We start from the raw sequence: 12,287 nt of genomic DNA, 5'->3' as shown, positions 1-12,287 counted from the left end.
CCTCGCATCAAGCTCCTACTCGCAAATAAAGGCAGGATCATGGCAGCAATTCGCATCTTAACCGGTAGCGTCTACGGCGGCGCACTCCAAACGGCCAAAGCCATTAAAGAAACGCTGGAGCCCGAAGGCCATCAGGTGGCTGTGCTGGAAACGCCCAATCTTGAAGACATCACGTCCAACGACGATGCCCTCTTGGTTTGCACATCGACCACCGGCCAAGGCGAACTGCCCCCCAACCTTCTGCCGTTCTACATCGACCTCAAAGACCAGTTACCGCAACAACCCGGGCGGCCGTTTGGCATTATTGTGCTTGGCGACAGCTCTTACGGCGACACCTTTTGCGGTGCCGGTGACCTGATGGAAGAAGCGCTGTACGAAACTTGCGCTCGCAAAGTCGGCGATACACTGAAAATCGATGCCCTTGAAACGCTGGACCCCGAAGTCGAGGCTTTGGAATGGGCCAAACACTGGGCAAGCGGGCTCTAAACGCAGCTCTAAAGCAGCAAATCGCTACATATTCCGGCTTGAGCCGCCACCCTCTTGCGTCCATACTCGATGCAGTGTGACAAGAATGATAAGAGCGGCAGCGCGTGAAATTACTGAACTCGGCACAATGGTTGGCAATTCTGTTGTTAATGCTGGTGAGCATATCGTCAGCATTCGCAAGCAAGTCGCCTTATATTCCGGATATGGACTACGTGCGCCTGGCACCGGATGCCGACGTTTCAGCCTCAGACATTCTTGCAACGGGTCGCTGGCAGCGACTGCCTGAAAAAACCGCCAATTTTGGCTACACTCAAGATCAAATCTGGCTGCGGTTCACGGTGTCCAACCCCACAAGCGACCAGATGGTTGAGATCAGCTACCCTGCCCTCGATTACATCGACCTTTACGTCTTTGAAAATGGCCAATTGATTCAGCAGGAAAGCACCGGCGATCAAAAGCTGTTCGCTGAGAGAGCCGTGCAGCACCCGCTTTTCCTGTTCCCGCTTCGCCTGCAAAGCGATGGCCAATACGACGTCCTGATTCGATCGCAAACCCAAGGCGCTCTGCAGATCCCCCTCAAGTTGTGGGATCGTCAGCAATACTTCGAGCACGCATCGATTGAAACCCAGTTGCACGCAGGCTATTACGGCATTCTGTTAACCGTCATCTGCTTCAACCTGTTTGTCTTCCTAGCGCTGCGGGAATCGGTTTACCTGCTGTATGTGCTCTCGACATTGGGCTACCTGATCCTGATCGCCAGCCTGAATGGCAGCACCTATCAACTCCTGTGGCCCCGCAGCCCCGACATTCAGAGTGTGGCCATGGCGGTGGTGGTGCCTCTGGCCGTCGCCTTTTCTTCGATGTTTTCCGCGGTCTTTCTGCGGCTGAAGCAATCGAGCCCGTTTCTGAACAGGATTCTGATGCTGGTTATCGGGCTGAATCTCGGGCTGGCCGGTTTCAGTTTATTTGGTGACTACAGCACGGCAATCCGGCTGTGTGTGGCGTTCGCGATCCCCAGCTGTCTGTTCCTGACCATTCTTGGGCCTATCCAGTGGTACAAAGGCAATCCGCAAGCGTCTTACTACACCTTGGCCTGGGGCGCTTTGACGCTGGGCAGCGCGATCACCGGCGCAAACAAAATGGGTTTTATCCCCAACAGTTTCATCACCGCTTACGGCATGCAGATCGGTTCCGTTTTGGAAGCTTTATTGCTGAATCTGGCGCTGGCCTCGCGGCTGTATCAGGAGCGGCAAGACAAACTCAGCGCCCGAGATGCTGAAATTAACGCGCTGGAAGCCCGGCGTACCGCAGAACTGAAGCTGATGGAGCAGGCCCTGCATTATCCGCTTACCGGACTGCCCAATCGCAGCAGCTTCGAGATGCTGCTCAACGAACTGATTCAGCAAAACCCGGCCAAACGCTACGGCGTGGTGCTGCTGCACCTGAACAACCTCGATCCGGTCACCAAAACACTGGGTCACCGCAACACCGATGCCATTCTTGTCAGAGCAGCCAAACACTACAACGCCGTTGCCCGCGACGTACCGGGCGCCCAGCTGCTTGAAACCAACAGCAACGCCAATTTTTTCATGGCGCATTTTGATCCGCAGACGTTTGCCTGCATCGTCGATGCCAACCAATCGGCCGCGGCACAACGCAAACTGATCCAAAGTCTGGACGAGATTCGCTGTCCGATTGAATTTCTCGGTATGGAAGTTCCCCTGCAACCCCGCGTCGGCATCGCGGTGCATCCGGAAAACGGCAATGACGCCAACACCCTGATCCGCCGGGCGGCCATTGCCGAAGGCTCTGGCCGCGCCACCGAGCGTGGTCTGGCCTTTTATAAGCCTTCACGGGACTCCTACAGCGCCGACCGGCTCACCTTGGTTTCAGAGCTGCGCCATGCCATTAACAACGACGAGCTGACGCTTTACTTGCAGCCAAAACTTGCTCTGAAAACTCGTGAGATCATTGGCTTTGAAGCGTTGCTGCGATGGAGCGGGCGGGAGCAAAGTGTATTCGCGGATGAAATCATTGCGGTCGCGGAGCAGAGCGGCCTGATCAAACCGCTGACGCGCTGGGTGATCTCTGAAGCACTAAAGATGAGAGAACGGCTTGTCGAGCTCGATATTACCGCGAGCATCGCTGTGAACATTTCACCAAACAACTTGCGGGAGTCGGACTTTGCGCTGTTTGTTCGCCAGCAAATGAAACACTACCCGTCTCATCTCGGCGCGATCATTTTCGAAGTTACCGAAACCTCGATGATGCAAGATCCGGCCAACTCCCTGAAAGCCCTGAACTCCCTTAACCAGGCCGGCATTCCGCTGTCTATTGACGACTTTGGGTCCGGCTATTCATCACTGTCGTACATCAAGCAATTGCCGGCAAAAGAAATCAAGATTGACCGGTCCCTCATCACCGACCTATCCGATCGCAAAGAAGACCGGGTGATCGTGCAAACCACCATCAACATGTGCCACAGTCTGGGGTACAAGGTTGTGGCGGAAGGGGTCGAAGATGAAGCCACCCTCAACCTGCTGTCAGATATGGGCTGCGACCAGATTCAGGGATACTTCCTGAGCCGGCCGCTGCCTTTTGAAGAGACCGTTGAATGGCTGGCAGATCAGCCCTGTCGCTCACGGATCAGTGCTTCCTGAGTGGTCGATGCCACCAGCACCCCGTCCCGCGTGTAGAAGTTACCTCGATTGAAACCGCGACCGCCTGACGAACTCGGGCTGTCTTTGTCATACAGCAGCCACTCATCCATTCGAAAATCCCGATGGAACCAGATCGAATGATCGAGGCTGGCCACTTGCATATCCGAACTCATAAAACTGCGGCCATGGGGATCAAGCGAGGTCCCCAGAAAGCTGAAGTCCGAAGCATAGGTCAGCAAGCACCGATGCAAGACGGGGTCGTCAGGTAGCGTACCGGCCGCGCGGAACCAGTTCTGCCGGAAGGGCGGGCGCTTCTTCGGGTTGAACGGGTCCCCGGGATCAACCGGACGAATTTCAATCGGACGATCACGGGTCAGTACGTCCCGAAGCTTTTCCGGCACCTTATCGGCAATCATTTTGCCCCAGTCCTGCTCGGATCGCAGAGTTTCCGGCTCTGGCGCGTCCGGCATTTCAAACTGATGGCTCAAACCCTCTTCAGCAGTTTGAAAAGACATGGAGCCGGTCAGAATCTCTTTTCCATCCTGCCGGGCGATGACCCGGCGTACCGCAAAAGAACCGCCATCCCGAACCCTCTGCACTTCGTAGTCGATGGGCATACGGTGGTTACCGGGGCGCAGGAAATACGCGTGCAGTGAGTGGCAAAGCCGGTCTTCAACGGTGCGGCTCGCCGCCATCAAGGCTTGCCCCAACACCTGCCCGCCAAAAACATGGGGGAACCCCAGGTCTTCACTATCCCCTTGAAAATGATCATCCCCAATCGGCGATAGATCCAGCAATTCCACCAGCTTTTTGGTTACTTCCAGCATGCCCGCTCCTGTCACGTCATTCGAGAGCTTTTTGTAGCTCCTTAGCTTACGAATAGTTTTCTACCTCAGGCGCAGGCTTTACGCAATGCTAATCGGGAAAAGAAACTTGCCTGCCCGGCACTGCCGCTGCCCTATTCCCGATGGATCGGCGGCACCTGTTTGGCCAACGCCTGCTTTTCAACCGCAAACCGGCCAGTCACAGCAAACCCTAACAGGTCGCCCGAGGCAGTCTTGAACACAGCCTTCACGTCGGAGCCCGCTTGCTCGACCTGCCATTCACCTTGCGCATCTTTTGGCGGCGGGCACACGGCGGTTGGGCAGCACGGTGTTTTGATCATAATCGGCATGGTGCCGTAGCGCACTTCCGTTCGCTGGCCCGTCAGCGTTTTCGCCAACGCCCGCGCACTCGCCATCAACGGGAGCACGTACAACAAAACCTGGCCGTCTACCTCTGCGCAATCTCCCAATGCGAAAACATCCGGTGCAGAGGTTTCCAGAGCACGGTTCACCGTGATACCACGGCCAACGTCCAGGCCAGCCGCTTTTGCCAATTCAACTCGCGGACGAAGGCCCACGGCTGAAACCACCAGATCGGCATCCAACTGTTCCCCGTTGGCCAGGGTCAACCGAACCCCTTGCTCTTGGCGATCAACACGCTCAACCACCGTGCCCAAATGAAAACGCGCGCCCAACTCGGTCAGTTCATGCTGCACCGCTTTTGCCGCGGCCTCAGGCAGCAAACTGGGCATTACGTTGGTATCCGGTGCAATCACATCCACCTCATAGCCACCGTTACGCAGGTCGTTGGCAAACTCACAACCAATTAACCCTGCCCCCATAATGGCGACGCGCTTACCACCGTGAAGGGCTTTTCGGAACGAGCGGTAATCAACCAGGTCGTTAATGGAATGGATATGCTCCTGGCCATCGCCTTCAATGCCTAAACGAATCACATCTGCGCCCCAGGCCAGCACCAGCTTGCCATACGCCAAGCGCTCGTCGCCCAGAATCAGCTCACGATTCGCGGTATCGATCCCGGTCACCGTGGTAAAGGTACGCACGGTAACGTTCAGTTGTTCCGACATGGCGGCCGTTTCGGCCTGAGCCAAACCTTCGGCGTCTTTACCTTTGGTGAACCCGGTCGAGAGCATCGGCTTGGAATAACTCACGCCATCGTCGGCGGTAATCATAATAACCGGTGTTTCTTGATCGAGCTTGCGCAGCTCTTTCGCCAACGAATATCCGGCGAGTCCGGTTCCGACAATAACAATGGGCGCTGGATGTGACATGGCGGTGCTCCGTTTATCAGCTGATTTCGATCATCTCGAAGTCTTCTTTCCCTACGCCGCAGTCGGGGCACTCCCAATCTTCTGGCACATCTTCCCATAGCGTTCCGGGCTCGATACCGTCTTCCGGCCAGCCTTCCGCTTCGTCATAGATCAACCCACAAACCACACACTGCCACTTTTTCATAACCGCTTCTCTCTCTAAACATTCAGGTAAAACTTGTCAGACAATACATCAATCATCCATATTTTCAAAACGCTTGCCTGCGCAGCATTGTCTGAGTCAGAAAACAGCCGTCATCATAACCGCCTCACCCGCACCAACCAATGCCGGATCCGACGAGCTTCGTCACTTTACCGGCCAATAGCTGTAATTACACATAAGGATCACGCTATCCGCACTCCCTTCAGGCCTCTCGGTTCGGTATAATCTGCCGTTTTGAGACAGGACCGACCGTTATGACCGATACCGTCGCCGAAATGAACCAAGTCATGGCTGAAGCTGACTGTTTAGTGAATGACCAACAAGTCAGTGCAGCGATCGACAATATGGCGAAAGAGATTACTGATCGCCTGAAAGACAGCAACCCGCTGTTGTTTTGCGTCATGAATGGTGGCCTTATCCTGACAGGCCAGTTGCTACCCAGGCTCAACTTCCCCGTTCAAGCCGAGTACCTGCACGCCACCCGTTATCGGCAGGAGACTACCGGGGGCATTCTGGAATGGAAGCTTCAGCCCGAAGCCGACATGAAAGACCGCACCGTGTTAATTGTTGACGACATTCTGGATGAAGGCACCACCCTGTGTGCGATCGCCGATTACTGCAAAGCACACGGCGCCCGCGAAGTTCTGACCGCCGTACTGGTCGACAAAGACCACAACCGCAAGGCAACTCCTGACCTGAAAGCCGACTTCACTGGCCTGTCAGTCGAAGATCGCTTCCTGTTCGGCTACGGTATGGACTACAAAGGGTACTGGCGTAACGCCCCCGGTATTTATGCTGTCAAAGGACTTTGATACAGCGACCGGGCTGACCATCCCCTCTACCCAATGGTACCAATCACTGGCGGCTGCCGGACTCCAGAACCCGGACGTTTACGGCCCAGCTCGCCACTGGTTGCAGGTGGAAGGCTCGTTTACCAAAGCGCTGCAGAAAAAGTGCCGGTCCGGCGTTCAGGTAGACGTTATCCGGGAAGGGTTCGCCGAGCCTTCTGACGAAGAAGCCCGGCGTTTGTCGATTCCGCGCCGGCAAAAAGCCTGGATTCGGGAAGTACAGCTGTGCGGAGATGGGCAGCCCTGGGTTCTCGCGCGCACCATCATTCCCGTCAGTTGTCTTGAAGGCCGTGGCCGGCGCTTGCTCAACCTTGGCAACAAACCTCTGGGCGCTTATCTGTTCAGCAGCCCGGACTGGGCGCGCGGACCGCTGGAAACCGGGCTCTGCCAGACGGAACTCGCCCATCAGCCCCAGCTGGCCCGCCGCTCGCTTTTCCATTGCGGACAATCCGCTCTCATGGTCTGCGAGTTTCTTTTGCCCGCCCTGTATCAGCCGGACCATCCGCTTTAACCCGCACCACACTGGTGGCTATAATCAAGCCTCCACCCCCATGTTCGACGAACGGATGACCACCATGTTGCAGAATGCTCTGCCTGAGCAGGTTCAAGCACGTTTAACCGATTACGCCAAATTGCTGCGCATCGACCGCCCCATCGGTACATTGTTACTGCTGTGGCCGACCTACTGGGCGTTGTGGCTGGCGGGCAACGGCAGCCCTTCTGTGGCCAACATCATTATCTTCACGCTCGGTGTGTTCATGATGCGCGCCGCCGGCTGTGCGATTAATGATTTCGCTGACCGGGAGTGGGACCGGCACGTCGAACGTACTCAAGCCCGCCCTTTGACCACGGGGCGCATTCAAGCCTGGGAAGCCATAGCCCTGTTCGGCGGCCTTTGCCTGATCTCCTTCCTGATGGTGGTACTGTTCACTAATTCCCTCACCTTATACCTGTCGTTTGGCGGCGCAATTCTGGCGTTCATTTACCCGTTCATGAAACGCTACACCCACCTGCCGCAACTTTTCCTCGGTGCCGCTTTTAGCTGGGCAATTCCAATGGCGTGGGCTGCCGAAGCTAATGAACTCAGCCAGCTCACCTGGCTTCTGTTCACAGCAAACGTACTCTGGACCGTCGCTTACGACACCTTCTACGCCATGGTTGATCGCGACGACGATTTAAAAGTGGGGATCAAATCAACCGCTGTTCTGTTTGGTGACGCCGACCGCGCCATCCTTGCAATCCTCCAGACGCTCGTGCTTCTGGTACTGATCATGGTGGGCCGGCAGGCTGATCTCGGCAGTTTCTATTATCTCGGGCTGGTGGTGATGGCCTGTCTGTTCGTTTACCAGCAGTATCTGGCGAAGGATCGCGCCCGGGACGGTTGTTTTAAAGCCTTTTTGAACAACAATTGGGCCGGGCTGGCCGTGTTCGTCGGCTTAATTCTGGACTTAGCGCTGTAACCACCCGCTCCTGTCATAAACTTGTAACCTAGGCACGTTGTAATGGGTCGGTAACAAATCTGGGAGCAACGAATGGACTCCCCTGCTTGATACAGGTTGAAGCTCATGACTGGAAAAACCGTGCTGATCGTTGACGACGAAGCGTCAATTCGTGAAATGATTGCTGTTGCGCTGGAGATGGCCGATTACAACTGCCTTGAGGCGGCCGATGCGCTGGAAGCGCATACCCTGATCGTCGATAAACAGCCCGATTTGATTCTGCTTGATTGGATGTTACCCGGCACCAGCGGCGTGGAACTCGCCCGGCGCCTGAAGAAAGACGAAACCACCGCCGACATTCCCATCATCATGCTTACGGCAAAAGTCGAAGAAGATAACAAAATACAGGGGCTTGAAGTCGGTGCGGACGACTACATCACCAAGCCTTTCAGCCCGAGAGAACTGGTCGCGCGACTGAAAGCGGTGTTACGCAGAGCAACGCCGGCCGGCGTTGACAGCCCGATTGACGTCGAGGGCCTGATACTTGACCCCGTCAGCCACCGCGTGTCTACCCCTGCCGGGCCTTTGAATATCGGGCCAACCGAATACCGGTTACTTCAGTTTTTTATGACGCACCAGGAGCGGGTTTATACGCGCGCTCAACTGTTGGATCAGGTCTGGGGTGGCAACGTTTATGTGGAAGAACGCACCGTTGATGTTCACATCCGGCGGTTACGGAAAGCCTTGGGTTCCGACTACGACCATCTGGTTCAAACCGTGCGTGGCGCCGGCTATCGTTTTTCAACCCAGGCGGCCTGACATGTGCGGCACTCCCATTCATCAGAAGCAGCAATGCCGGGCGGGTATGGATGCGGTATAACTGGTCCCGATATTTACGTCTGATTCTCGCGGGCATCGCCGGCAGCACACTGGTTGGCTGGTACTTTGGCTTTCCGCTCTATGGTTTGCTTACCGGGTTGATACTCTATTTGTGGTGGACGTTACTGCAAGCCCGCCGCCTCTACCAATGGCTAGGCAACCCCAGCGGGTCTGACGAGCCGCCTCAGAGCATCGGCATGTGGGGCCATATTTTCGACAGCCTGCACAAACTGCATCAGGGCCACCTGAGCAAGCAAGACTCGCTGCGCTCACGCATCAACCGGGTACAAGACTCCACCAACTCCATGCGGGAGGGTGTGATCATGACCAACACCCGGGGAGAGATGGAGTGGTGGAACGATGCCGCCGAATACCTGCTGGGCTTTCAGCGCAGCACCGACCGGGGCCAGTACATCCAGAATCTGATTCGCTCCCCGGCGTTCAAAGCCTACTTTGAAAAAAGGGACTATGCCGAACCTCTGGAACTGAATTCGCCTGCCAGGCCGCACATTCATCTGGAGTTTCAGATCAACCAATTCGGAGACGACGACCGGTTACTGGTGGTCAAAGACGTGACTCGCCTGCACCAACTGGAACAGATGCGCAGAGACTTTATTGGCAACGTCTCCCATGAAATGCGAACGCCGCTGACGGTCATCAGCGGATACCTTGAAACCATGGTCGATCACGGCGACGAGTTACCCGCAAAGTGGCGCAGAGCCATCCAGACCATGGCGACCCAATCGTCCCGCATGGAAGCCCTGATTACAGACTTGATCTTGTTATCGATGATAGAAACCGGTGAGCACAGCGCCGATCAGGAACCCATCGACGTATCGGCAATGATTGGCCAGATCGGTAACGACGCCCGCGCCCTCAGTGGTGACAACAACCACCAGATTGAGATCAACGTGACCGGCCAGCCTCTGCTGAAGGGGGATCAGAAACAATTGCGTAGCGCATTTTCGAATCTGATTTTCAATGCCGTAAAGTATACGCCGCGGGACGGGCAGATTGTCGTGTCTTGGCGCGCCGACAAAGACGGCGCTCAGCTGTCGGTCAAAGACACCGGCATTGGCATAGACTCGAGCCACATTCCCCGGTTAACCGAACGCTTTTACCGGGCCGATCCCAGTCGACACAAAGACACCGGTGGCACCGGCTTGGGGCTGGCCATCGTTAAACACGTTCTGATCAACCACGACGGTCATCTGGAGATCAACAGCCGCATTGGCGAAGGCAGTGAATTTACCTGCCACTTCCCGAGAGAACGGCTGATTGACGGCGGGCCGGACCAGGCCGTGCGCTAAACCGCTCCGGAACGAAACCGCGCAACAAACCGGGACAGGTCTTCCAGCTTTTTGGGATCGTCGTCAACGAAGCGGATGGTCACGCTGACAAAATCGGTGTCCTGACGCTTGTCCACCGCCTGCAACTGATGAACGTATCCGTTCAGGCGGGCCACAGCCCCTTCCCCAATATCGATATCCACAACGGCCTGATCCAGAATGCCCGGAAAATCCTGATCCCGCTTCGCAATCACTCGCACGTCGGTCAGACTGATATCCTTCACCACTGACTTTAACGTACTTTCAGCAAATCTGACCGCAGCCACATTAGCCGCACGGGTCGACGATTTCGGGCTCGGCGCCGCATCTTCCGTGACTGGCTCGGGCCCGCTTCGCTTCTGGGTCAGCAAATCGGCAGATTCCGACAACGCGCCCGCCGAAAGACCGGACAGCGAGGCCTTCTGTCCCCCTACCGGCTGCAACCGCCGGCCCATCACTTTCAAGATCTTTTTGCTAAGCCCCTCCGGACTGAACGGCTTACCCAAATACTCGGACACACCCTCTTTCACCGCCTCGACCACGTGGCCTTTATCGCCGCGACTGGTGATCATTATGAAGGGAATCTTCTCGTATTGGGGTTGCTGGCGCATCCATTGCAGCAACTCCAAACCCGACATTTCCGGCATTTCCCAATCACACAGCACCAGATCAAAGGTGGTCCGCGACATAAGCGATTGTGCCCGGCGACCATTCTGGGCATCGGTTGTTTCGATCATCGGAAAGCGCTGTCGCACGGTCCGCTTTATAAGATCCCGCACGAAACTGGCATCATCCACTACCAGTGCCTTTAAACTTGCCATAAACGCCATTGCTCCGGGATTGCTGAATGCCTTCAACTATAGAACATTCACCACTATCTGGGGCCGGATCAACACAAAAAGACAACAATCCCTCGCCTTTCAGAACCCCATTAAACAATTGTCACCTGCCTGGCCTTGTGGCGGCGTTTCCTTATCGAAAAAACACGCTACCATGGCTTCTCCGATTTCATTATTTGGTTTACGAGGTTCACTGTGGCACAGCTTATGACACGGACGACATTACGGCGCGCAATGACCGCCCTAACCTTCTCTGCTTTGTCCTTTTCCGCGCAGGCGGAAACCGTGTCGGCAGACGAACTCTCAATAACCGGAACCGCCTTCGCTGAGTGCAAAGAGACACTGCACGATAAAGCGGTTCAGGGGGGCGTAAGCGAAAAAACGGCAACATCGGTGTTGGCCGATGTCGAGTATCTGGAGCGCGTGATTGAACTGGATCGCCGCCAGCCCGAGTTCACCACGACCTTTGCAGACTACTTCAACCGCAGGGTCAACGAAGCCCGGATCACCAAAGGCCGGGAACTGCTGCAGGAGCACCGCGACCTGCTTGCGCGGGTAACCGAGGAAACCGGCGTACCCGCGCCCTACCTTCTGGCATTTTGGGGCCTTGAAACCAATTTCGGCAGTTATTTCGGGAAAATGCAGGTACCCAGCGCCTTGGCCACCCTGGCCTGCGACCCTCGGCGTACCACTTTCTTCACCGAACAGTTTGTTGCGGCACTACAGATCATCGACGAAGGCGCTATTCCGCTGGAGCAGATGGAAGGCTCCTGGGCCGGCGCCATGGGCCACGTGCAATTCATGCCGACGGTCTTCTTGAAGCACGCAGTTGATGCCGATGGCGATGGCCGAAGAGATCTCTGGAACAGCCTTCCAGATGCCATGATGTCCGCAGGCCGCTTTCTCCAGTCCATGGGCTGGGACGGCGACTATCGTTGGGGACGCGAAGTGTTGATCCCACGCGACTTCGATTTCAATCTGGCCGATGGCCGCCGCCTGCTACTGAAGGAATGGAACCGTCTGGGCATCACCGACGTGTTCGGCCACCCTCTGGATGACGAGCCCATCAACGCGTCGTTAGTGGTTCCGGCGGGACATCAGGGCCCGGCGTTTCTGGCGTACAACAATTTCCGCGTCATCATGGGCTGGAACCGATCGGAGTTCTACGCCATCGCCGTTGGCCACCTTGCCGATCGCATTGCCGGTGCCGGCGGGCTGGAAAACCCGCCACCAGAGGACCAGCCTGCGCTGTCTCGGGACCAGGTGATCCAGCTGCAAGAAACCCTGAGTGAAAAAGGCTACTCCAGCGGGAAAGCCGACGGCATTCTGGGCTCCAACACCCGCAAAGCCATTCGCGCCTACCAAAAAGCTGAAGGCATGATCGCGGACGGTTTCCCCTCGGCGCAGTTGCTTGAAAAGCTGAAGGTCGAGACTAGCGGCTGAAGTCCTGACCGAATCCGCGCATAATATCGGCATCTACAGCAACGATG

12 protein-coding genes are annotated in these 12,287 nt (G+C 56.1%); 8 read left to right on the top strand and 4 right to left on the bottom strand.

Annotated features, from left to right (window positions below):
• Positions 1-39: 39 nt before the first annotated feature.
• On the top strand, positions 40-486 hold the full coding sequence (locus tag MWU64_RS06125; RefSeq protein WP_247062562.1) for a flavodoxin: 447 nt from the start codon (positions 40-42) through the stop codon (positions 484-486).
• A gap of 104 nt (positions 487-590) precedes the next feature.
• Complete coding sequence (locus MWU64_RS06120; protein WP_348645548.1) at positions 591-3,146, top strand: EAL domain-containing protein; 2,556 nt, start codon at positions 591-593, stop codon at positions 3,144-3,146.
• On the opposite strand, the gene tesB is transcribed toward MWU64_RS06120, so the two are convergent.
• The 3 genes from tesB to MWU64_RS06105 form a co-directional block, all read right to left on the bottom strand.
• Positions 3,113-3,973, bottom strand: coding sequence for an acyl-CoA thioesterase II (gene tesB / locus MWU64_RS06115; RefSeq protein ID WP_247062560.1), 861 nt, complete (start codon positions 3,971-3,973; stop codon positions 3,113-3,115). The two genes, MWU64_RS06120 and tesB, sit on opposite strands and share 34 nt — an antisense overlap.
• Positions 3,974-4,104: 131 nt before the next feature.
• The gene (locus MWU64_RS06110; RefSeq protein ID WP_247062558.1) at positions 4,105-5,262 is read right to left on the bottom strand and encodes an FAD-dependent oxidoreductase; all 1,158 of its coding nucleotides are present in this window, start codon (positions 5,260-5,262) and stop codon (positions 4,105-4,107) included.
• Positions 5,263-5,278: 16 nt separating this feature from the next.
• Entirely contained in the window at positions 5,279-5,446 is a 168-nt protein-coding gene (locus tag MWU64_RS06105; protein ID WP_133007201.1) for a rubredoxin, read from the bottom strand.
• Between the two features lie 272 nt (positions 5,447-5,718).
• On the opposite strand from MWU64_RS06105, the gene MWU64_RS06100 reads away from it, so the two are divergent.
• The 5 genes from MWU64_RS06100 to phoR all read left to right on the top strand — a co-directional run bounded on the left by MWU64_RS06100 (position 5,719) and on the right by phoR (position 9,940).
• The gene (locus tag MWU64_RS06100) at positions 5,719-6,276 is read left to right on the top strand and encodes a hypoxanthine-guanine phosphoribosyltransferase (protein ID WP_247062556.1); all 558 of its coding nucleotides are present in this window, start codon (positions 5,719-5,721) and stop codon (positions 6,274-6,276) included.
• Complete coding sequence (locus MWU64_RS06095; RefSeq protein ID WP_247062554.1) at positions 6,257-6,823, top strand: chorismate lyase; 567 nt, start codon at positions 6,257-6,259, stop codon at positions 6,821-6,823. The genes MWU64_RS06100 and MWU64_RS06095 overlap by 20 nt, the downstream gene beginning before the upstream one ends.
• A 64-nt stretch (positions 6,824-6,887) precedes the next feature.
• Complete coding sequence (ubiA, locus tag MWU64_RS06090) at positions 6,888-7,772, top strand: 4-hydroxybenzoate octaprenyltransferase (RefSeq protein WP_247062694.1); 885 nt, start codon at positions 6,888-6,890, stop codon at positions 7,770-7,772.
• Between the two features lie 105 nt (positions 7,773-7,877).
• Complete coding sequence (gene phoB, locus MWU64_RS06085; RefSeq protein ID WP_247062552.1) at positions 7,878-8,570, top strand: phosphate regulon transcriptional regulator PhoB; 693 nt, start codon at positions 7,878-7,880, stop codon at positions 8,568-8,570.
• A 50-nt stretch (positions 8,571-8,620) separates the two neighbouring features.
• Entirely contained in the window at positions 8,621-9,940 is a 1,320-nt protein-coding gene (phoR, locus tag MWU64_RS06080) for a phosphate regulon sensor histidine kinase PhoR (protein ID WP_247062550.1), read from the top strand.
• On the opposite strand, the gene MWU64_RS06075 is transcribed toward phoR, so the two are convergent.
• Positions 9,937-10,779 (bottom strand): response regulator, encoded by an 843-nt coding sequence (locus MWU64_RS06075; RefSeq protein ID WP_247062549.1) that lies wholly within the window; start codon positions 10,777-10,779, stop codon positions 9,937-9,939. The two genes, phoR and MWU64_RS06075, sit on opposite strands and share 4 nt — an antisense overlap.
• A 252-nt stretch (positions 10,780-11,031) precedes the next feature.
• On the opposite strand from MWU64_RS06075, the gene MWU64_RS06070 reads away from it, so the two are divergent.
• Positions 11,032-12,240: a lytic murein transglycosylase gene (locus tag MWU64_RS06070; protein ID WP_247062548.1), complete on the top strand. Its 1,209-nt coding sequence runs from the start codon at positions 11,032-11,034 to the stop codon at positions 12,238-12,240.
• Positions 12,241-12,287 lie beyond the last annotated feature (47 nt).

The sequence above is a fragment of the Marinobacter sp. S0848L genome, from assembly GCF_023016065.1.
In the GTDB taxonomy this organism is placed as follows: domain Bacteria; phylum Pseudomonadota; class Gammaproteobacteria; order Pseudomonadales; family Oleiphilaceae; genus Marinobacter.
Note: the sequence above shows the minus strand (reverse complement) of the source record. Positions and strands in the feature narration are given on the sequence as shown.